Source organism: Serratia symbiotica (genome assembly GCF_000821185.2).
Lineage (GTDB): Bacteria > Pseudomonadota > Gammaproteobacteria > Enterobacterales > Enterobacteriaceae > Serratia > Serratia symbiotica.
The window spans coordinates 60,691-82,638 of the sequence record NZ_CP050856.1; the positions used below are offsets into that span (position 1 = coordinate 60,691).

The 21,948-nt window shown below is 48.9% G+C and carries 16 protein-coding genes and 4 pseudogenes; 10 read left to right on the plus strand and 10 right to left on the minus strand.

The features are described 5' to 3' along the window. Positions 1 to 4: 4 nt before the first annotated feature. From SYMBAF_RS16665 to SYMBAF_RS18595, 4 genes are all read right to left on the minus strand, one after another. Positions 5 to 701 (minus strand): IS6 family transposase gene (locus SYMBAF_RS16665; protein WP_152609110.1). Its coding sequence is split into 2 segments (ribosomal slippage): positions 5 to 598 and positions 600 to 701, totalling 696 coding nucleotides; the frame shifts between segments, so codons are not numbered across the junction. Positions 702 to 829: 128 nt separating this feature from the next. Continuing rightward, positions 830 to 1,681: an Rpn family recombination-promoting nuclease/putative transposase gene (locus tag SYMBAF_RS16670; RefSeq protein WP_419789507.1), complete on the minus strand. Its 852-nt coding sequence runs from the start codon at positions 1,679 to 1,681 to the stop codon at positions 830 to 832. Positions 1,682 to 2,027: 346 nt separating this feature from the next. Further along, a complete protein-coding gene (locus SYMBAF_RS16675; protein ID WP_185899936.1) occupies positions 2,028 to 2,480 on the minus strand; it encodes a hypothetical protein in 453 nt (150 codons plus the stop codon). A gap of 43 nt (positions 2,481 to 2,523) precedes the next feature. After that, positions 2,524 to 2,832, minus strand: a complete 309-nt coding sequence (locus SYMBAF_RS18595) for a PIN domain-containing protein (protein WP_185899943.1) — start codon at positions 2,830 to 2,832, stop codon at positions 2,524 to 2,526. Positions 2,833 to 3,516: 684 nt separating this feature from the next. Here SYMBAF_RS18595 and SYMBAF_RS18005 point away from each other — a divergent pair. The 5 genes and pseudogenes from SYMBAF_RS18005 (at position 3,517) to SYMBAF_RS16710 (ending at position 7,516) form a co-directional block, all read left to right on the plus strand. Beyond that, a pseudogene (locus tag SYMBAF_RS18005) lies at positions 3,517 to 4,330 on the plus strand (tyrosine-type recombinase/integrase). A 115-nt stretch (positions 4,331 to 4,445) separates the two neighbouring features. Continuing rightward, positions 4,446 to 5,066: a ParA family partition ATPase gene (parA, locus tag SYMBAF_RS16695; RefSeq protein ID WP_040265157.1), complete on the plus strand. Its 621-nt coding sequence runs from the start codon at positions 4,446 to 4,448 to the stop codon at positions 5,064 to 5,066. Positions 5,067 to 5,114: 48 nt separating this feature from the next. Further along, entirely contained in the window at positions 5,115 to 5,342 is a 228-nt protein-coding gene (locus SYMBAF_RS16700; RefSeq protein WP_040265155.1) for a plasmid partition protein ParG, read from the plus strand. 1,137 nt (positions 5,343 to 6,479) lie between these two features. Then, complete coding sequence (locus SYMBAF_RS16705) at positions 6,480 to 6,941, plus strand: helix-turn-helix domain-containing protein (protein ID WP_040265151.1); 462 nt, start codon at positions 6,480 to 6,482, stop codon at positions 6,939 to 6,941. Then, positions 6,941 to 7,516 carry a PIN domain-containing protein gene (locus SYMBAF_RS16710; protein ID WP_040265150.1) on the plus strand — a complete coding sequence of 192 codons (576 nt, stop codon included), beginning with the start codon at positions 6,941 to 6,943 and terminating at the stop codon, positions 7,514 to 7,516. The genes SYMBAF_RS16705 and SYMBAF_RS16710 overlap by 1 nt, the downstream gene beginning before the upstream one ends. Before the next feature lie 133 nt (positions 7,517 to 7,649). On the opposite strand, the pseudogene SYMBAF_RS18230 reads toward SYMBAF_RS16710, so the two are convergent. Beyond that, a pseudogene (locus SYMBAF_RS18230) lies at positions 7,650 to 7,742 on the minus strand (recombinase family protein); the annotation flags it as partial. A 357-nt stretch (positions 7,743 to 8,099) separates the two neighbouring features. Here SYMBAF_RS18230 and SYMBAF_RS16715 point away from each other — a divergent pair. The 4 genes from SYMBAF_RS16715 to SYMBAF_RS16730 all read left to right on the plus strand — a co-directional run bounded on the left by SYMBAF_RS16715 (position 8,100) and on the right by SYMBAF_RS16730 (position 11,544). After that, positions 8,100 to 8,762: a division plane positioning ATPase MipZ gene (locus tag SYMBAF_RS16715; protein WP_040265149.1), complete on the plus strand. Its 663-nt coding sequence runs from the start codon at positions 8,100 to 8,102 to the stop codon at positions 8,760 to 8,762. Between the two features lie 92 nt (positions 8,763 to 8,854). After that, the gene (locus tag SYMBAF_RS16720) at positions 8,855 to 9,136 is read left to right on the plus strand and encodes a hypothetical protein (protein ID WP_040265148.1); all 282 of its coding nucleotides are present in this window, start codon (positions 8,855 to 8,857) and stop codon (positions 9,134 to 9,136) included. A gap of 214 nt (positions 9,137 to 9,350) precedes the next feature. Further along, on the plus strand, positions 9,351 to 9,992 hold the full coding sequence (locus SYMBAF_RS16725) for a hypothetical protein (protein WP_052447749.1): 642 nt from the start codon (positions 9,351 to 9,353) through the stop codon (positions 9,990 to 9,992). Between the two features lie 511 nt (positions 9,993 to 10,503). Then, a complete protein-coding gene (locus SYMBAF_RS16730; RefSeq protein ID WP_040265147.1) occupies positions 10,504 to 11,544 on the plus strand; it encodes an IS481 family transposase in 1,041 nt (346 codons plus the stop codon). A 216-nt stretch (positions 11,545 to 11,760) separates the two neighbouring features. Here SYMBAF_RS16730 and SYMBAF_RS16735 read toward each other — a convergent pair whose 3' ends face one another. The 3 genes and pseudogenes from SYMBAF_RS16735 to ltrA (SYMBAF_RS16740) all read right to left on the minus strand — a co-directional run bounded on the left by SYMBAF_RS16735 (position 11,761) and on the right by ltrA (SYMBAF_RS16740) (position 16,193). Continuing rightward, positions 11,761 to 13,629, minus strand: coding sequence for an NEL-type E3 ubiquitin ligase domain-containing protein (locus SYMBAF_RS16735; RefSeq protein ID WP_237162992.1), 1,869 nt, complete (start codon positions 13,627 to 13,629; stop codon positions 11,761 to 11,763). A gap of 426 nt (positions 13,630 to 14,055) precedes the next feature. After that, positions 14,056 to 14,238 (minus strand): annotated as a pseudogene (locus tag SYMBAF_RS18600) (leucine-rich repeat domain-containing protein); the annotation flags it as partial. 692 nt (positions 14,239 to 14,930) lie between these two features. Continuing rightward, positions 14,931 to 16,193 (minus strand): group II intron reverse transcriptase/maturase, encoded by a 1,263-nt coding sequence (ltrA, locus tag SYMBAF_RS16740; protein WP_052447675.1) that lies wholly within the window; start codon positions 16,191 to 16,193, stop codon positions 14,931 to 14,933. A gap of 1,266 nt (positions 16,194 to 17,459) precedes the next feature. On the opposite strand from ltrA (SYMBAF_RS16740), the gene ltrA (SYMBAF_RS16745) reads away from it, so the two are divergent. Further along, positions 17,460 to 18,722 carry a group II intron reverse transcriptase/maturase gene (ltrA, locus tag SYMBAF_RS16745; protein ID WP_052447675.1) on the plus strand — a complete coding sequence of 421 codons (1,263 nt, stop codon included), beginning with the start codon at positions 17,460 to 17,462 and terminating at the stop codon, positions 18,720 to 18,722. 210 nt (positions 18,723 to 18,932) lie between these two features. Here ltrA (SYMBAF_RS16745) and SYMBAF_RS16750 read toward each other — a convergent pair whose 3' ends face one another. Both SYMBAF_RS16750 and SYMBAF_RS18615 read right to left on the minus strand, forming a co-directional pair. Next, the gene (locus tag SYMBAF_RS16750) at positions 18,933 to 20,441 is read right to left on the minus strand and encodes an NEL-type E3 ubiquitin ligase domain-containing protein (RefSeq protein WP_052447759.1); all 1,509 of its coding nucleotides are present in this window, start codon (positions 20,439 to 20,441) and stop codon (positions 18,933 to 18,935) included. Positions 20,442 to 20,921: 480 nt separating this feature from the next. Next, a pseudogene (locus tag SYMBAF_RS18615) lies at positions 20,922 to 21,104 on the minus strand (leucine-rich repeat domain-containing protein); the annotation flags it as partial. Positions 21,105 to 21,948: the final 844 nt, after the last annotated feature.

Genomic DNA, 21,948 nt, shown 5'->3' on the forward strand with positions numbered 1-21,948 from the left:
TTATTTAGGCGGCCAGCAAATAGAATTGTTCCGCGGGTGACAATCCCTCACTTTGCGGGTGTTGATATTGCCCTTTTCGTATCATGTTGCTCAGTTCGATGCCGGTCAGGATCGTCTGTGCCCGTCGAAACGATTTGAATCCCAGCATCGGCCATGTCCGACGTTTGATATTTCGGTGATCTTGCTCAATCAGGTTGTTCAGGTACTTACTTTGCCTGACGGTAATCGCTTCCTCATCGGGTTTGTCGGCGTTGAGCGTGGCCAAAGCTGCAGTGTTAGCACCACTTTTATCGATAGTGACAACTTCGGGTTCGCCGTGATGGCGAATAGCCTTGCGAAAGAAGCGCAATGCGGCTGCAGAGTCCCGTTTGGCGGTCAGCAAAAAGTCGATTGTCTGGCCTGCAGTATCCACCGCGCGGTAGAGATATTTCCACTGGCCTTTGACTTTGATGTAGGTTTCATCCATTCGCCACCGCCGACCTACGGTGCGCTTGTGTCGGCGAAAAACCTTATCCAGTAGCGGTACCTGGCGGATAACCCAACGATGCAACGTGGAATGGTCAACGACAATACCGCGCTCCGCCATCATCTCTTCGATGGTTTCGCAGACTCAGTGCATAGGCGAGGTACCAGCGGACACACTGAGCCATAATATCGACGGGATAATGCAGGCGACTGAAAGCGTTTCGAATGAGAGACATGGGCAGGTAATAACATCAAAAAAAAACATTTTATCTAACAACGCCTTAATGCGAAAGAGCCTACTTTTTGCTTAAGTGACGTGTTGCGAAGAGAGGCGCATCCTGTTACGGAACTGCGCCAATACTTATCAATGCTGGATTTTGGCCAGGTCATCGGCGGTCAACCCCGTCATCTTCATGACCAGGTTGCGATCAAGACCATTGGTCAGCATTGTGCGGGCAACGGCAAGCTTGCCTTCCTGACGCCCTTTTTCAATCCCTTTAAGTTCAAGTTTTTGTGCAACGGTCATAAGCACCTCCTCATGTTGTGGCGCACGACGCGCCAGTTCGCGGATAAACGTCTCCGGGGCTGCCGTGTCACCAACCTGTAGCATGTAATTCATCAATGATGCCAGTTGCTCCTGCGTAGTATATCCGGCCAGCAGCAACGTGACCAGTTGTTCCAGCAGGTCAGCCAGGTCGCGCTGACGGATGTGTTTCTGTAAAAGCTCCAGGATGGCCATACGGCGATGCTGCATGATTTGCTCATCCGGGATGACAGTGACATCGACTAGGGGAAACTCTCCCGCATAAAGCTGTGTGGCCAGTTCAGGGTCACCAAACTCATCCAGCCAGCGCATCGAGTACGGATAAGGCGTCACCTGACCGTGGTAGAATAACAGTGGAACCACCAGAGGCAGCTGCTCGTTACCCGCATCAAGATGGCGTTGCATCGCCGCGATACTGTATCTCATCAAGCGAAAGGCCATATTCTTATCAGGGGAACTTTGGTGCTCGATAAGGCAATAGACAAAGCCGATACCCTTCCCCGCCTTGAGTGAATAGAGCACATCGATAATAGGCACGCAAATCTTCTTCAACAAAGCTGCCGATTCCAGCTTTAACGCACTCAAGTCACAGTGTGTGAGCACTGCCGGCGGCAAATGCAATTGCAGGAAGTCACGCGCTGTTTCCGGATGGGTCAGAAACTGCTTGAACACGGCGTCATGGGGAATGGGGGTCGTTTCATCGACATATCATAACATAACATGCTCAGGCTTTGCTAAACCACCCTTAGGCTCCATAACCAGGACGTTCAGGTTATTCTTTCTAGCAGATATTAATTTATCTACTGGTACTAATTTTCCTCCTAATCATATTCATCAGGCCATTCGATCTCTACCTCTAGAAAATGCGCTTCATTTATAGTCTCTACAACTTCAATTTCATCAACTTCAATTTCTTCGAAGTCTTTAGAAAAGTCACCACTTAATGTCAGTAAAATGTCAGTATGAAAACTTTCTGTCGTTTTACAAACATATCCTCTTAAACGAACATAGCCTCTATCTACAGGGTCTTTGAAGAAAAATAAAACCTAGCCGCAACCTCAACTTTAACAGTAGCCCCAAGTTTAAGAACAATCAACCCATCATCGATTCTTACAACATTAACACTAACCGATCCATTGATATCGTTATCTAATTTATGTGATATATAAGAAGCAAAAACATCATCCCATTCAAGAAACATTGAAGAGTTAGCTTCAATATAAATATCAGCACTGTCAAGACTATCAATTATTTTGACTTTGATTTGTTCTAATATATGATTTTTATCAGCAAAGAGAGAGTCTTCCCTTATTTTATAAATAATACTTGACACCTTGTTGTGTGGCTGAAAAATTTCAAGCGCCTCTGCTAAAGAAGATACAACTTTTATCCTATAACATCCCCCTGAAAACTCTTTCCAACCCATATCTTGACTGACTGCTATAACATTTAGATCATGTGCATCCCCCATGATCGATCGATAACAAAGCAATTGCATCTGGAAATTCGTTTTTTTATTCTTCCATTTCAAATGGCGCATGAGTATTTAAATACAAATCCATCAAATCAGATAATTCTACATATTCTGATGAGTCTATTTTTTCAGCACCAATAAACTCATAATATTCATTTAGTTTTTTTGTTGCAATTTCTTTATCAGTGCCAACTACAGAAAGTAGCTCTTCTGCCCTACTAAGGTCAGATTTATTGATGTTTAGTTGCTTGTTTGCTGACCTTATTGCTTGGTGAATTGATGATCGCGCATTATATATTTCTTTCTCAATGTGTTTTATTGCTTCGTTATGTATAATGTCCGGCTGTATTACTTGGACTGGACTTTTTTAAATTGACTCATCTGTGCAAGCAAACCTTCATAGAACTTATATCCCTCGGACTTAAGAATTGAATTATCAATAGTGATTGCACCAAAGTCTATGTTTATATCTTTCATCATATTATTATACCCCATATGTTATTTGAAATAAATCAACCTTATTGATAAACTCACTTGTAGGCTGGTTATATCCATCTACTGAATAGCTAAAGTAGCTGTCTAAAGGATAGTCCATCTGCGAAATTACCCGTGCTGAATCCAGCAAATATACCAAGACTACCCCTGGCCGCTGCGAGCAAGTTCCCGCTCTATTCATTTCCCTTGCATTTTGGACATACCGCGTATTCTGTCCAGTTACCCCCTCTTATCCATGGTTTCTGTGGATAATCAATATGTAGTGTCTGCATCCGTGGCGACCGCTACCAGATGTGTGTTTTTGGCTGGCCATCATCATCCCACCCTGCCCGTTTTGCGGGAAAACGTCCTCACGCGCCTGGACAAAATGGCACTATCGGAAAAAATGTCCATTTTTTAAAATGGATGATCGGATTTATTGTGATCGGACACCGCCACGCTTTGCGCCATAATGGTTATCGTAATAAAGTACACAGATGACTAAACTGTGTATTTGAGTAAACACACAAAAACTCACACTAGTGCGGAGATTGAAAAATTGAGTCAGTTACCCCGCGAAATTTTTCAGATTTCACGTAGCGATGCCTGGAATTTAAACAGTTTAGCCCCTGTTACGCTGGGATCTGCCCGCGCCATGCGGGATCACGCTGCGCGGCTGGGGGCGGGAATGCCTAAGTACCTGCTTGCACCTGAAGTGTCCGTGCTGCTCTCCTACATTGATGATCTCACCCGACGCATGTTTTTTGAAACACTGTGGAATACCGGCGCAAGAGTGAATGAGGCTATGGCGCTCACTCCTGGTCACTATGTATTGGAGCCATCGAGGAAACACCCACAGCCGGTGGTCGCCGTTCGGACACTGAAACAACGCAACAAGGAAGCTAACCGCAAACCTGGACGCCCGAAAATAAAAGACGATCCCCCCCACCCCGATCCGCGCTACCGGAAACCCCGGAACCCAATATTCGCCTGGTGCCGCTGCTCGATGCCGGTTACACACAGAGGATGCGAGAATTTCTGGCTACCTGGCGAAAGCGCGTGAAACATCAACCGGTGTGGGATATCACATCCCGGCAAACCCCGATTAATTGGCTGGGTGAAGCACTGGAGCGAGCTAATCGTGACGGCGTAATGTTTCCGATTACTGTCACACCGCACACGTTCCGGCACAGCTATGCGATGCACCTGGCGATGAGTGGCGTTCCTGAGAAAGTGCTCCAGTCGCTACTCGGCCACCGTTACGCCCGGAGTACAGAGGTTATACCAGGATATTTGCGCTCGAAGTATTGGCGGGGTATGGCCTATCATTCAGCTACGATGCCCAATTAGCAAAGCAATTACTGATATCGTGATATCGAACCCTCATAAACACAAATGAGTAAATACACAGAATATAAATATTTACACATTTGTGTCTATGTGTATAATAACCACACCTAACACATTTGAGTAAATGAGGGTTTGAGTGTGAAAGTCATTGCGTTTCTGAATCCTAAAGGCGGGTCAGGTAAAACCACAGCCACCATTAACGTCAGTGCCTGCCTGGCCAACGCAGGTAAGCGCGTTGCGGTTGTTGATACCGATCCGCAAATGAGCCTTACCAACTGGAACAGCACTGAAAAAGCGGCATTTGATGTATTCACCGCCGCATCAGAAAAAGATGTCTACCAGGTACGTAAGGATCTGGGCGACTACGATTTCGTGATTATTGATGGAGCAGGCTCTCTGTCGGTGATCACATCAGCGGCAATCATGGTCAGCGACCTTATCATTATCCCCGTAACGCCTAGCCCACTGGATTTCTCCGCTGCCGGCACAGTTGTAACTGTCCTGGAAGCACAGGCGTATAACCGCCCAGTGGAAGCGCGTTTCTTGATAACCCGCAAGATTGAACAGGCCACAATGCTGAGTGTGCTAAAAGACAGTATTGCGAACACCGGGATAAAAGCGTTTAAGACGGCCATCGCTCAACGGCAAAGTTATGTGAAGTCTGTGTTTGAGGGTAATAGTGTGTTTGATACGACTGACAATGCGGCAAAAGGAGAGATCCAAATCCTTACACGGGAAATCGTCGACCTTATTGAGTAAACACTCAAAAACACATACAACCCTAATTACGAGTGAGAGTGACTAATCATGGCGTTAAAAAAACAACATACTTCTAAAACGATGAGTTTCGGGGAACACCGTGACTTAGAAAAAGTCGTCACCGCGACAACCCCAGTATTAAAGACAAAGCGGGTGAATGTTGATATTGCAGTCGATAAACATCTGCGTTTTAAAGCCGCTTGTGTAAAGCAGGGCACAAGCATTTCTGATGTGATCAAAGAGTTGGTTGATGGTTGGCTTAAGGATAATGAGTGAAAACTCAAATGTGTAATAACACATTTGAAATGGGGTTCCGTTCGTTGGTAGAAAGGAAAGAGCATTAGGCGGTTCCGGCATACAACCCCTACCCGGTCACTCCCCCTGCATGCGTCAAATTCAGACGTGTTTCTGACACTGTATACCCCGGATTAAGTCAGGTGTGTAATTTACACCACGAAAACCGCTTTTGCTATTATTAGCTGGTTGGCTAACGATACGGCAATTTCACCTTACAGGAGACCATACATGACCAATCAGGAATTTCTGGCACTCATTGCCGAGGAGGAACATCTGCAGGCGCGTTACGAAGCATCATGGACTGACCCTACGATGGGATAGAAGAAAGGCGCGCCATAGCTGCTGAGTACGGACGCAAATACCGGGAGCTTGACGATGCTGTCTTCAGCCGCATTACTCCTTACAAAGATTTTGATTAAGGAGGCTGCTGAGGGGTTTGAGTTGAGTAGGGGGTATCGGGTCGCGCTAGGGAACTTCCCCCCTGCGCTCCCACGGAACCGGACGTGACAGTCTTCCGTCATCCGGCTCTTGTCGTTGACCACTCACGCCGCGTACAAATTTCCCAATGTGCAAACAGACCGGGCCTGGCGCGCTGTATCCGTCTTAACCTATTAGACGTCAACTACCCTGGTCGATAATCGTCAACTACTCTGGCCGCCATAGGATTAGGGGGTTGACGCTCAACGGAACGATTTCACACGTTAAGCTTAAACTCAGACCCCGTTTATAGGCTCGCTGTCCGCAATCTTTTAACTATATCAACGGATATGTTACGCATAAGAATCGGTATTGACAATTGAGGGATGTCCTTATAGGCGGTTCTGGCTATTTGCCTTGTTTAACTGCACAGCTAATCGTTCCCCGGCTACGGGGTCTGAGTTGAGTAGACCTGCCGGTTACCCGGGCAGGCCCCTCCTCAGAACCGGACGTGCGCATTTCGTATTTCTCTTGTCTCTTTTATTGCGTTTTTCGTTTGTTTCGAATAACCTATTTGGTAACAGCTGCTGTAACACTAAAACTGAAATCGCACACTGAAACCATAAACTGAAATCACATATATACGCACTTACACATAAAATTATACAATCAAATCAACTGGATAACTGGAATTCTAAAATGACAAACTCAATTCTTGATAGCCTTAGCCTTCCGGCTAAAGGGGAGATTGAGGCAGCTGTACGTGGGCAAAGGGAGCTTGCCGCCTACCTCTCCACAAAAACGGAAACACAAAAAATTGCAATTCAGGACGCAGATAACATAACTCACCAGATCGAACTGCCAACGTCTTCACTGACGCTGCTTATGTCAATTTTAGGTGAACTGGCCCTCGGTAACGCGGTTCAAGTTGTTCCTGTACATGCAGAATTAACGACGCAGGAAGCAGCCAATATTCTGAATGTTTCACGCCCTCACATGGTTAAACTTCTGGAAGACGGGAAGATGCGTTTTCATAAAACAGGTCGCCACCGCCGCGTGCTTTTCGCCGATTTGATGGAGTACAAAGATCAGCGATATAGGGAAAGCAACAAAGCAATGCAGGAGTTGGCAGATCTAAGCCAGGAGCTTGAACTTTACTAATGAACTACACACCTTATCCCGTAATTTTAGATGCTTGCGTACTTTACCCGTCATTTCTACGGGATTTACTGATCCGCTTAGGGCTGACTGGGATGTATCAGCCGAAATGGTCAGCCACTATTGAGGATGAATGGCAGCGGAATCTTTTGGCAACTAGGGCTGATTTAACCCCGGAACAGATTCAACGCACCGCCACACTGATGAATAAAGCAGTTCCCGATGCGATGATTATAGATTTTGAACCGCTAATTGATAGTGTCGATTTACCTGATGTTGACGATCGCCACGTCGTCGCCGCTGCTGTTCGTAGCAATGCTGAAATCATAGTGACGTTTAATCTTAAAGATTTTCCGGCATCGGCACTTGATGCTTTCGGTATAGAAGCGTTGCATCCTGATGATTTTGTGATGGATATGTTCGATTTAAATCGCGCGCTCGTACTCTCGGCAGTAACTACGCAGCGTAGCAATCTGAGGAAGCCGCCAATGTCAGTTGATGGCTACTTAGAAGCCTTACTGCGGCAAGGCATGGCGCAAACCGTAAAAGAGTTAGGCAAGTATCGCTTGCTGATCTAGTCCGCTTAGTGGCCAATAAGGCCACTGGCTACGGTTACAGCCGATGAAGTAAGCAGTGGGCAATAGCCCCAAAAATGTACAAAAAACAGGCTTGCCGTACAATAATTTTCGATATCCAAACTGACCCCGTATTGATCGTGTCCAGGGCACGTGTTGCATCCTGCTCAGTTGTTGAAGCTCGTAAATAAGCTCTGACAAATCCTTTCGGTACTATTTGAGTTGTCATAGGGAACCAGTTCGTTTTGGGTTAGGGAAACACACCCATACAGTACCTGTTTCAGGTGGTTTGAGGGAGGCATACTCAAACAGAACCAAAGAAGAGCCACCTTCTGTGACATTGTCACCACCAAGTAATCATAAAGACAAAGCAAAGATTACATAAAGACATTACAGGTTTACTATATAAAGCACATGTAAAGACGCATTTTGATTTACGTTGTAAAATCTACGTAAAGATAAAAATATCTTTACCACCGCTTTACGTTATAAAGAATGTGGGTTATAAAGACATTGAAGTCTTTATATGAGAAAGACAACGTAAAGACACACTATCATTTACAACGTAAAGACAAAGGACATTGATATGGGCAAAATTTTACTGGTGGTTTCAGACAAAGGTGGGGTAGGGAAGAGCACCTACGTTGCAAATACAGCATCGATGCTGGTTAACAGAGCCAAATCGGTGATCATCCTGAAAACCGATAAGAACAACGATCTGTTGAGCTGGAATGAGAAACGCCAGGGGCATGGTCTTCCCATCGTTACGGTGTACGAGGCATACGGTAACGTAAGTAAGGAAATAAAACGCCTGAGCAAGCTGTGTGACGTTCTGATTGTTGACTGCCCAGGACACGACAGCCTGGAGTTCCGTAGCGCATTGACAGTATCAGATACCATGATAACGCTCGTTAAGGCTTCTTCAGACTTCGAAAGTGAAACGCTGACCAGCGTAACCGAAAAAGTCCGTATGGCTCAGAAATCAAACTCAGCACTGCAACCCTGGGTATTACTGACCAGAATAAACCCGAGTAAACCACGACACATAAAAGCCGCGATTGAACTGGATAAATTATTACGTTCAGACAGTGTCTGGATACAGCCACTGAAAACGCGTATGTCAGAGCTGGATGTGTTTGAAAGCGCCTGTAATGAAGGGGCAGGGGTGCACGATGTAAGCCGCGCATCCAGCCTGACAAAAGCGAAAGCGCAGATAGAATTATTGGCTCAGGAAATCGGGATTATTTAGTTATTTCAATGCGATAAAGTACAATTTACATTGTAAATACAACATAAAGACGATATTGTATTTACACGTATTAAGCACATGAGGATTGTTATATGGCTTTAAAACTCAAAACTCCTGTTGTTCCGGCATCAGAAGAACAGGCAACAAATGCAGAAACCGCCCGCTTTATCTCAGGCGCAAACAGGAAGCCAACGACAGGTAAAGCAAAGCTGGTGAATTTCCGTCTTTCCGAAGCCTTTGAAGATATCCTTGAGGCAGAAGCAACCAGAACAGGACAGAGCAGAACGACAGTTCTTAAAGCAGCACTGGCCGCATTTGATAACCTGGACGAAAACCAGAAAAATCACTGGTTATTGGAATCTGCAAAAATATAAAAAATGATGGAGTGCGACGAGCAACACAGCGTAAAAATGTGGCTCGATGAGCGCAGCGAGCGAGGAATAACCCCAGACGTGGACTATTTTTAGTGCTACACCAACATCCCCGACACGGTTAACCGGCAGGTCTACTCAACTCAGACCCCTAAACAAGGCGGATGCAGTAATTTCCTATTGGTAGTAATTGACGGAATAAACAGGTTGGTAGGCTATGGTTCAGGCAGTAAGAGACTCGTGGGTATGGAATGTCACTGTATATGATACCGATAGTAAAACTTATACAGACCCAGTTTCGGGAAAAGAGTATGCACTGTCCCATCTATCGGGAATCGATAATCATAGTATGAAGTTCGAGACCAAGATTGAGCAAGAGAAGGTGAAAGGAAGTATCGATGTTAGGGTTGTTTTTGATCATCATTGCTATACGAGGGAAAAGAACGCTACTGACACGCTCCCTGTGCTTGTAACTGATAAGTATGATGACGGTACGCAAAAAGAGAGAGTTTTTGATCTTTCTCGTTATGAATTTACATTTAATTTATTGAATATTATAAGAAATATTGACCATAAGCTTTGCCTTGGTAGTCGACGAAATTTGAAAGCTAACAAGGTCATTAGGGTCGAACATCGAGATAAAAGAAACCCTAGTAAAGGCACTTATATTGTGATGAAAATGAAGCGTTTTTCATCAGATTCTACGAATTTTACTTTGTATGTTGAGACATGTCATGCGAGAAACAATATGCCTCCAGGAATGGATCTTTCTAATGTTGAAAGAAAGCATATGTTGATACTTGGTGATTGGCTTAAAGAACAAAACGGCGATGTAATTGCAGAAACAAAAAAGCCCTGATAAACAGGGCTTTTTTGATGAACCTCGGCTGCGCTTCTTCAGGTGTGAACCTTATCCCAAGCGGCTGTCAGAAGTATCCTTCCCGCCAACGGACCACATAAAGTGGCGACATATTAGCACCCAGAGGATGTACCTCTAGATTGCAGCTGATGCTAAGTACAACACCAATTTATACTACTAATGATAATATTGCAAGTGGGGCACTGGAATGATACAAACGCGACCATAACAGCGGAATGACACCGGTAAACCGAAAGGCAGGAACAGGAGAGCGCACGAGGGAGCTACCAGGGGGAAACGCCTAATATGTCTTAATCGGACAACCTAAATGCGATACTGCAAGAGCGATAACTTAAACGCGATAGCCTCTGACGCTAGATCAATCCCTTACGTAAGAGTACACCTTATTTGTATTAGTCGCGACTTGATCTGACACATAACCTTGAAAGGTTGAGAGTTACCGGTTTTGATATGGGTGTCAAATCCTTATACAAAACACGAGGTAACTCTCATGCTTCAAACTACCAATCCCGTCATCAAACACAAAACAGGTTTGCTCAATCTGGCCGAAGAACTTAGCAACGTCTCTAAAGCCTGTAAAATCATGGGCGTCTCCCGTGATACGTTTTACCGCTATCGCGAACTGGCTGATGAAGGTGGAGTGGATTCGCTGATAAATCGTAGTCGTCGGACTCCTAATCTCAAGAACCGCACAAACGATGCCACCGAGTGCGCTGTGGTTAATTATGCCGTTGATTTCCCGGCTCACGGTCAGCACCGGACCAGCAACGAGCTGCGTAAACAGGGTGTTTTTATCTCAGGAAGTGGCGTTCGTTCTGTCTGGCTGCGCCACAATCTTGAAAACTTCAAAAAGCGTCTGAAAGCACTGGAAGAAAAAGTGGTTCGTGAGGGTATCGAACTGACTGACAGCCAGATCGCAGCACTGGAACGTAAAGCCTGTGATGACGAGGTCTGTGGCGAAATTGAAACCGCTCATCCGGGTTATCTGGGCTCTCAGGATACGTTCTACGTGGGGAACCTGAAGGGCGTCGGACGTATTTATCAGCAGACGTTCGTTGATACCTACTCGAAGGTTGCGCACTGCAAGCTTTATGTCACCAAAACGCCGATTACAGCGGCAGAGCTGCTAAATGACCGTGTGCTGCCATTTTATGCATCTCAGGGCCTGCCAATGCTGAGAATACTGACCGACAGAGGCACAGAGTACTGTGGCAAAGTGGAGCAGCATGATTATCAGCTTTATCTGGCGATAAATGACATCGACCACACGAAAACCAAAGCGAGGTCACCGCAGACGAACGGCATCTGTGAACGGTTCCACAGGACGATATTACAAGAATTTTATCAGGTGGCGTTCCGCAAAAAGCTGTATGGCGAGCTAGACGCATTACAATCGGATCTTGATGAATGGCTGGCTCACTATAATAATGAGCGAACCCATCAGGGTAAAATGTGCTGTGGTCGGACGCCAATGGAAACATTACTTGATGGAAAGCGCATCTGGGCTGAGAAAAATTTAAGCCAGATGTAATCTGACAGACACCTGTATAAATAACCGGTAACTGTCAGATCAGGTCTGAGCTAATACGCCTTATTGCTATAGGTAAACCTGTCCAAAAAACAGGCTTACCGTACAATAATTATCTATATCAAAACTGACCCCTTTAACAATTATGGGCTGACAAATAACCTCTACTTACATTTCCGTTCCGTTGGGATTCAAACCCCTAGATAGATGAGCGACTGGTCACCCGGCAACTTCCTCCTGGTTCCTCTGTCGCTTAGCTGCCTGAGCCATCTCCCAATCCACAGTTTCTTCTTGTCTGTTTTGGATGTGCGGTGGTGCCTGTTGTGTCCTTTTTTTCGCCTCTTTTCCCTGACCATCCAACTGTTCTCTGGTAGTTATTTTAGCTCGATCCAGCTCAGCTTTCTCTCTCGCCATCGCAGTATGTAATAATACCAGTACCTGTGGAGTGATTTTTTCTTTGATTTCTTCCTGTAGAGCCTCAAAACTGGATTTCGGATTTTTAGTTCGCCAGACTCCAGTCTGTGCTCTGGAAACCATCCTGTACAGTTCCCGGCTTTCCGGAATGAGACCCCCTTCTTTCAGGTGTGCCTTGGCCGCTTCATTTCGGCTGAGTTTATCTGCCTTTTTTGCGCGTTCATAGAAATCTGCAGCCTGGTCAGGGTTAAGCTGACTGAACCTGTCGCCGGGCAATTTCAGCGACAGACGCGCCATGATGTCCTGACGTGAATTTTCATCGCTGCCGGCAACGTCAGACAGCAGGGCGCAAAGCTTCGTTGCGGCCTCAGAATTCCATGCTGCGCCGGCAATGGCATGGGCGAGGGAGCCAACCCTGTCCTGCTTTTTATGCGGCAGCAGCGCTGATATTACCCCCTCTTTGTCGAGGTATTTGTTTTCGTACAGCAGGTGTAATAAAGAAACCCATGCCTCTGCAAGGGGAGCCATTCCTCCTTCTGCTACCCTGGCTGCCAGCAGGCTGCCGGGGTGGGCCTCGTTGACATTGCCGGGTCGGACTGCCATAGCCGCCACCGCAGGCGCGGAGGCGGCAACCGAAGTCAGTTCAGTCACGGCTTTCAGGGCCTGCTCCGGGCGCTTATCAGCCATCAGGGCACGGTACCTGTTTTGCAGGAACGCGCGGGTAAGGGCAGTATCGTTCTCACCCGTCATTTCATCCCAGACTTTTTTGCCGACAGTAGCTTCGGCATCAGCAATACCCTCTACCCCGGCAGCCTTCAGTTCTGCATCCACGCGGTGCTGGTAACGGTCGTTTAAAACCCGTGTCTGCTGCTCCTGCATATTGTGGACAAATCCGGGGCTGGCCCGGTACAGCGCTGTTTTCCAGGGAGTCCACTGTGCCAGCCAGGTGGGAAACGCCCGTTTTTCCCGCTCTCTGACCTGTACCAGTGCCCGATCCAGGTCTTCCTGCGTCACGCCGGAGACGTCACCATAGCGCATTCTTTCTCCCGCAGAGGTCAGCCTCAGTGCATCGCGCAGGCCGGTCTGGTATGCCAGGTAAACCTCAACTTCATCAACGAACCGGAGCGTATTAACCTTGTCACGGGCTACCTGCTCAAGCTGTTCAAGGCGGAACATCTCACAGCCGACAATCATTAATTCCGGCAGTCTGTCGTCCCAGGCACCGTTCTCAACGTCATACACCAGCGCCACTTTCTGCATATCGTTCCAGGCGAGCGTCACCCTGTCTTCACAGCTTGTGGTGGCCTCCTGAGCCACGGTGAATGTTGTCTCCCGCAGCGCGGGGGTTTCTGCCAGCCGGGTCAGCCAGTCAGACACTCGCGCCTTAAATGCCGGATTTTCTTGTGCGTTTTGGGTTTCGCCCAGGCGGCTGAGGAACGCGCTGAAGGTCGCTGCGTTTTCCTCCTTTTCAATGGCTGCCCATGTGCTGTCTGATGACTGTGCTGACAGCCAGTCTCTCACAGATTCAGTCAGGGGACGGGGCGCGACACCAGACCCGTCTTCTGACAGGGAGAAAAAGATTTGTGGTCCGGTATAATCTGCTAACTGATCAATATCAATTAGTCCACGTATGCTTCGTTCTGAAAGCGGATTACCTTCAACAAAAATTTCCATATCTGGTGAAAGACGCCAGATGGAAGTCGGAAGAGTGTGCAACTGATTATATTGTAAGTCCAAGTGCCGCAGATTATCAGGTAAATTACCTGGTAGAGTTGATAAGTTATTTTCAGCTAAATTAAGCTCCTCTATATTATCAAGCAGGTTACCAGGAATTCTTTCTATTTGATTGTTCTCTAATGAAAGATCAATAAGTCTGTGAGGTAAATTTACGGGGATTTCTGTAAATTCGTTATCGGAAGCATTAATAACGATCAGTGTCTCTGGTAAATTATCAGGTAATTTACTGAGGTGGTTGCCATAAGCAATTAATTCCCTAATTTGTGGAGGAAGTAATTCGGGCAACGAACTAAGCTGCAGTTCAGCCAGGTCAAGCAACTCTCTGCCTGTTTCCTGACACTCGCGCATTCTTGCCACTGCGATGTCCCGTTTCTCCCCCATACCTGGCATGGCATTTTCTTCCCACTCAGACCAGAGTGCATAATACTCATCGGGTCTGAGTGGAACGGTGGCAGTCTGAGAAACACTGCTGGATGAAGGGGCATCCCCTGTAGAACGAAGATACGTCTGTACAGGCAAATCAGGGTTGTTATTGACAGGAAGCATACACTCTCTTATTTGTTCTCATGAAAGGGGTATTTTGGCTGGTTAAAGAGAAGCTATTTAAAAACCAACCTGGTGGCAAATATTATTGCTTCTGGTGTTTACAGTGTTAGCCATCTTTAAAATCTGGCTGTAGTGTATCAGCGTTCGAGCTAAAAAATGCAGGCGACAGCGGTTGTTACAAAGCTCGCTGAAGGTGGGGGTCGCCGGTCGCCCGGCGTAGCCGGTTCAGTGTTGATAGGTATCGCCTATCCCATCCCTTGCCCTGTTAAGCCAACCCCGCTTCCAGCGATAACAGAGTTTCTGTGCGCGGTCGGAGTGGTCACGACAAGGCTGTAAGCCGCAGTCGGGGCGTATCTCCGCGTTAGCGGGCCGTCAGGGCCGCTTACGCGCGTGTATGTCTTTCTGCCAGCAATACCTCCCTAAAAAGGTGTCCTTATTTTCTGTTATTGCTCCGAGTTTAAACATGTCTCTCGCCCTGAGCAGAGCGAAGGGAGCTACCTATTTTTTGTTCTGAGCGCGTGGACGCGACGCGTCCGCTGCTGGCGAAGGCATTATCCACAGAGGCTTGCCTCGTTCTTTTTCTTTTTCAGTCAAAAGAATTTAAAACAGTGATATTGCATGTACGGGTTATCGGGTCGCGCAAGGGAACTTCCCCCCTGCGCTCCCACGGAACCGGACGTGACAGTCTCCCGTCATCCGGCTCTTGTCGTTGACCACTCACGCCGCGTACAAATTTCCCAGTGTGCAAACAGACCGGGCCTGGCGCGCTGTATCCGTCTTAACCATTCATATGCCTGAGCCAGACTACCGTGGACCCGCTTATATTTGCGGGCGACCCATTTCGCAAGGTGCAGATCTACATGAGTGGCTATACAGTTCATTGCTGAACGATAAAAGTGACCATAGTACTTAACCCAGCCCCGTAACATGGGGTTGAGCCAACGGGCCATGACTTCCAGCGATAACGGCGTTTTGTGGCTCAGATCCCAGCCCCGTACCGTCTGCCGGATTGCCTTCGCAGCTCTGCCGCTCATTGCTGGCAGGAAATTCACCGACAGCTCTCCCTCTTTCGAGAAGGACTTTCTTGGCCTGAACGTATAGCCCACAAAGTCGAAGCTGATTTCAGGATATGCTTCCGTTCTTTCCCTGTCCTTGCAGTAAACGACTTTAGTCTTGCCCGGACTCATCTCCAGCTTACACTCAGCCAGCCGTTTTCTGAGCCTGCCACGCAGCATCATTGCCTGAGCATGACTCTTGCAGTGAATGACTACATCATCAGCGTATCGCTCGAACCGGACGACGGGGAATTCCCGCGTCATCCACATATCGAATGCATAATGCAGAAACAGATTGGCAAGTAATGGACTAATGACTCCGCCCTGAGGCGTTCCCTTGTCCCTCATCTGCACCGTTCCGTCCGGCATACACACCGATGCGGTCAGCCATCGCTCAATGTAGAGTTTCACCCATCTGCAGTCCGTATGCCTGCACACCGCTCTCATCAGGAGTTCGTGATCGATATTGTCGAAGAACCCCTTGATGTCCACGTCCAGCACCCAGTCAGTACGCCAGCATCGATGCCGGGCCATCCTCAGGGCATCGTGCGCAGATTTGTGCGGGCGATAGCCATAAGAGTCATTGTGGAACAGTGCCTCCAGAATCGGCTCCAGCATGTCTTTGACAACCATCTGCGCAATGCGATCCGAGACTGTGGGGATCCCCAGGGGTCTCGTTCCACCCGTCGCCTTGGGTATATCAACACGCCGAACCGCTGGCGGCATATAGCTGCCCGAGGCCATTCGGTTCCAGATTTTGTACAAGTTCCCCACGAGGTTCCTATCAAATTCCTCAATCGACTGACCATCGATCCCAGCACTGCCTTTGTTGGCTTTTACTTTCTTGTACGCGCTCCAGACGGCATGTCTGGATAACGCAAACGGTTTGGACTGGTTCACAGGCTCCTCCCGCTTATGCGGTTGGCCTGCAGTACAGCCCCAACGACTGGCCCCCTTCGCTCCACGTCCATTACAGACGCTTCATCACTACTACGGAACCATCTGCCCCTGTGCCCCGCATTGGTACTCTGGCGCTCGCAGGGTTTCTGCTCGACGCCGCTCCCTTCGCATCGGGACGACAGGTTCCCACGTTCCATGCCAGAGCCTGTGTTGTGCTCATGCTGTCTATATGCCGGATGCCGACCAGCCAGTAACCAGATAACCGCTGGACTTATCACGCACCGCTTAGAAAGCGCGTTTTTGACATCATCTTGTTCCTTTCGACACTGCATCTACAGTTCACTCTCGTTCATCTTCACAACACATACATGACGCATCTGACTGCGCCTTTTCCCTGACGCTCACCACCACCGCTCTTAACGGCAGCAGCTCAGGGTAGTTTGAAGGCTGCATCTGGACACCGCCTCCGAGGGGCCGCCCCTCATCTCTCGCACAGCATTGCACCCTTATTTGCCATAGGGTACATTCGTGGCACACCTATGCCGGAACCCCAGAAAATTCCGTCACCAAAGCTAAAGCTCATCTGGTTTGCATGACGTTGAATAGATTACGGGTTATGTGACATGGTTCAGCATCAAAATGATTGCAGTATTGGTCGTCACTCAACCGGTCGTTTATGTGATAGCCCCACCAACACTGGTCGCGGAAAAATCTAGGTTTCCGGCATAGGTGTGCCACGAATGTACCCTATGGCAAATAAGGGTGCAATGCTGTGCGAGAGATGAGGGGCGGCCCCTCGGAGGCGGTGTCCAGATGCAGCCTTCAAACTACCCTGAGCTGCTGCCGTTAAGAGCGGTGGTGGTGAGCGTCAGGGAAAAGGCGCAGTCAGATGCGTCATGTATGTGTTGTGAAGATGAACGAGAGTGAACTGTAGATGCAGTGTCGAAAGGAACAAGATGATGTCAAAAACGCGCTTTCTAAGCGGTGCGTGATAAGTCCAGCGGTTATCTGGTTACTGGCTGGTCGGCATCCGGCATATAGACAGCATGAGCACAACACAGGCTCTGGCATGGAACGTGGGAACCTGTCGTCCCGATGCGAAGGGAGCGGCGTCGAGCAGAAACCCTGCGAGCGCCAGAGTACCAATGCGGGGCACAGGGGCAGATGGTTCCGTAGTAGTGATGAAGCGTCTGTAATGGACGTGGAGCGAAGGGGGCCAGTCGTTGGGGCTGTACTGCAGGCCAACCGCATAAGCGGGAGGAGCCTGTGAACCAGTCCAAACCGTTTGCGTTATCCAGACATGCCGTCTGGAGCGCGTACAAGAAAGTAAAAGCCAACAAAGGCAGTGCTGGGATCGATGGTCAGTCGATTGAGGAATTTGATAGGAACCTCGTGGGGAACTTGTACAAAATCTGGAACCGAATGGCCTCGGGCAGCTATATGCCGCCAGCGGTTCGGCGTGTTGATATACCCAAGGCGACGGGTGGAACGAGACCCCTGGGGATCCCCACAGTCTCGGATCGCATTGCGCAGATGGTTGTCAAAGACATGCTGGAGCCGATTCTGGAGGCACTGTTCCACAATGACTCTTATGGCTATCGCCCGCACAAATCTGCGCACGATGCCCTGAGGATGGCCCGGCATCGATGCTGGCGTACTGACTGGGTGCTGGACGTGGACATCAAGGGGTTCTTCGACAATATCGATCACGAACTCCTGATGAGAGCGGTGTGCAGGCATACGGACTGCAGATGGGTGAAACTCTACATTGAGCGATGGCTGACCGCATCGGTGTGTATGCCGGACGGAACGGTGCAGATGAGGGACAAGGGAACGCCTCAGGGCGGAGTCATTAGTCCATTACTTGCCAATCTGTTTCTGCATTATGCATTCGATATGTGGATGACGCGGGAATTCCCCGTCGTCCGGTTCGAGCGATACGCTGATGATGTAGTCATTCACTGCAAGAGTCATGCTCAGGCAATGATGCTGCGTGGCAGGCTCAGAAAACGGCTGGCTGAGTGTAAGCTGGAGATGAGTCCGGGCAAGACTAAAGTCGTTTACTGCAAGGACAGGGAAAGAACGGAAGCATATCCTGAAATCAGCTTCGACTTTGTGGGCTATACGTTCAGGCCAAGAAAGTCCTTCTCGAAAGAGGGAGAGCTGTCGGTGAATTTCCTGCCAGCAATGAGCGGCAGAGCTGCGAAGGCAATCCGGCAGACGGTACGGGGCTGGGATCTGAGCCACAAAACGCCGTTATCGCTGGAAGTCATGGCCCGTTGGCTCAACCCCATGTTACGGGGCTGGGTTAAGTACTATGGTCACTTTTATCGTTCAGCAATGAACTGTATAGCCACTCATGTAGATCTGCACCTTGCGAAATGGGTCGCCCGCAAATATAAGCGGGTCCACGGTAGTCTGGCTCAGGCATATGAATGGTTAAGACGGATACAGCGCGCCAGGCCCGGTCTGTTTGCACACTGGGAAATTTGTACGCGGCGTGAGTGGTCAACGACAAGAGCCGGATGACGGGAGACTGTCACGTCCGGTTCCGTGGGAGCGCAGGGGGGAAGTTCCCTTGCGCGACCCGATAACCCGATAATGATGTTTGGGAAACAGAAAACATTGTACGTGCGACTACTTTTTTAATCAGGCAAGAGCTTAAGCTTAACGTGTGAAATCGTTCCGTTGAGCGTCAACCCCCTGGAACCCTCGTTCTTAGGGGGCAATGCGCTGCTGCTACCCGACCATCCTGTACAGTTCCCGGCTTTCCGGAATGAGACCCCCTTCTTTCAGGTGTGCCTTGGCCGCTTCATTTCGGCTGAGTTTATCTGCATTTTTTGCGCGTTCATAGAAATCTGCAGCCTGGTCAGGGTTAAGCTGACCAAGCCTGGAGCCGGGCAGTTCCAGAGACAAACGCGCCATGATGTCCTGACGTGAATTTTCATCGCTGCCGGCAACGTCAGACAGCAGGGCGCAAAGCTTCGTTGCGGCCTCAGAATTCCATGCTGCGCCGGCAATGGCATGGGCGAGGGAGCCAACCCTGTCCTGCTTTTTATGCGGCAGCAGCGCTGATATTACCTCCTCTTTGTCGAGGTATTTATTCTCGTACAACCGGTGTAATAAAGAAACCCATGCCTCTGCAAGGGGAGCCATTCCGCCTGCTGCCACCTTGGTTGCCAGCAGGCTGCTGGGGTGAGCCTCATTGACATTGCCGGGTCGGACTGCCATAGCCGCCACCGCAGGGGCGGAGGCAGCAACCGAAGTCAGTTCAGTCACGGCTTTCAGGGCCTGCTCCGGGCGCTTATCAGCCATCAGGGCATGGTACCGGTTTTGCAGGAACGCGCGAGTAAGGGCAGTATCGTTCTCACCCGTCATTTCATCCCAGACTTTTTTGCCGACAGTAGCTTCGGCATCAGGAATACCCTCTACCCCGGCAGCCTTCAGTTCTGCATCCACGCGGTGCTGGTAACGGTCGTTTAAAACCCGTGTCTGCTGCTCCTGCATATTGTGGACAAATCCGGGGCTGGCCCGGTACAGTGCCGTTTTCCAGGGGGTCCACTGTGCCAGCCAGGTGGGAAACGCCCGTTTTTCCCGTCCTCTGACCTGTACCAGTGCCCGATCCAGGTCTTCCTGCGTCACGCCGGAGACGTCACCATAGCGCATTCTTTCTCCCGCAGAGGTCAGCCTCAGTGCATCGCGCAGGCCGGTCTGGTATGCCAGGTAAACCTCAACTTCATCAACGAACCGGAGCGTATTAACCTTGTCACGGGCCGCCTGCTCAAGCTGTTCAAGGCGAAACATCTCACAGCCGACAGTCAATAATTCCGGCAGTCTGTCGTCCCAGGCACCGCTCTCAACGTCATACACCAGCGCTACTTTCTGCATATCGTTCCAGGCGAGCGTCACCCTGTCTTCACAGCTTGTGGTGGCCCCCTGGGCCACGGCGAATGTTGTCTCCCGCAGCGCGGGGGTTTCTGCCAGCCGGGTCAGCCAGTCAGACACTCGCGCCTTAAATGCCGGATTTTCTTGTGCGTTTTGGGTTTCGCCCAGGCGGCTGAGGAACGCGCTGAAGGTCGCTGCGTTTTCCTCCTTTTCAATGGCCGCCCATGTGCTGTCTGATAACTGTGCTGACAACCAGTCTTTCACCGCTTCAGTCAGGGGACGGGGCGCGACATCAGACCCGTTTTCTGACAGGGAGAAAAAGATCCGTGGCCCATTATAATCCGCCCTCTGCACCCAATCCATGAGTCTGCGGCGGGTTCGTTCTGACAGCGGATTGCCTTCAACAATAACAATAGCCTCCGGTAAAAGGTGCCCGATGGAAGCAGGAAGTGTGTGAAATTGATTATCTCGTAAATCTAAGAACTGCAGGCTATCAGGTAGATGGTCTGGCAGGGTTGAAAGTCTATTTTCAGCTAAATTAAGATCCCTGATCGTATCAGGTAGATTACTGGGGATATTTTCCACCTGATTTTTTTTAAAAACAAGATAAATAATATCGCGAGGTAAATTTACGGGGATTTCTGTAAGTTCATTATCGGAAGCATCAATGACAGTCAGTGTCTCCGGTAAATTATCAGGTAATTTACAGAGGTGGTTGCAACTAACGTGCAGTAAATTTATTTCTGGGGGGAGAAAGTTGGGCAACGAACTAAGCTGCAGTTCAACCAGATCAAGAAACTTTCTGCCTGTTTCCAGACACTCGCGCATTCTTGCCACTGCGATGTCCCGTTTCTCCCCCATACCTGGCAGGGCATTTTCTTCCCACTCAGCCCAGAGGGCATAATACTCGTCTGGTCTGAGTGGAACGGTGGCAGTCTGAGAAACACTGCTGGATGAAGGGGCATCCCCTGTAGAACGAAGATACGTCTGCACAGGCAAATCAGGGTTGTTATTGACAGGAAGCATACACTCTCTTATTTGTTCTCATGAAAGGGGTATTTTGGCTGGTTAAAGAGAAGCTATTTAAAAACCAACCTGGCGGCAAATATTATTGCTTTTGGTGTTTACAGTGTAAGCCATCTTTAAAATCTGGCTGTGGAGTATCAGCGTTCGAGCTAAAAAATGCAGGCGACAACGGTTGTTGCAGAGAACGCTGAAGGTGGGGGTCGCCGGTCGCCCGGCGTAGCCGGTTCAGTGTTGATAGGTATCACCTATCCCATCCCTCGCCCTGTTAAGCCAACCCCGCTTTTAGCGATAACAGAGTTTCTGTGCGCGGTCGGAGTGGTCACGACAAGGCTGTAAGCCGCAGTCGGGGCGTATCTCCGCGTTAGCGGGCCGTCAGGGCCGCTTACGCGCGTGTACACTTTTCTTACAGCCATGCCTGCCAAATATAGCGGTAATTCTTCGTTTTTCCACTGATTTTGAATTGGTCACCTTGCCCTGAGCGTAGCGAAGGGAGGTACCTTAAAGCCTGCGTTGTCAGGCTTAAGGCACTCTTTCTTTAGAAAGCATGTTTTGTTCAGAATTAACGTTCGAAATTAACATGAAAAAGGACAAGGCTTCGAAGTTAATGACGTCTGCGTTTAACAGCAAACCCCCTCGACGAAATTAATGGCACAAAAAATCCTCAGGATGGGTGAGGTTGACGTAGAAAAACGATGAAGTCAGGGGCAGGGGGGCTTAAAAGCGGGAATTTCGCTGTGCGATGCGCAGGGGATAGCCTGCCCGGCACCCAAGGTGTCAGCATCTGACCACGCGAAAGCGTGCAAGAAAGGAAAGTCGGTAATGTTAGGCGCTGGCCAAGGCTCGA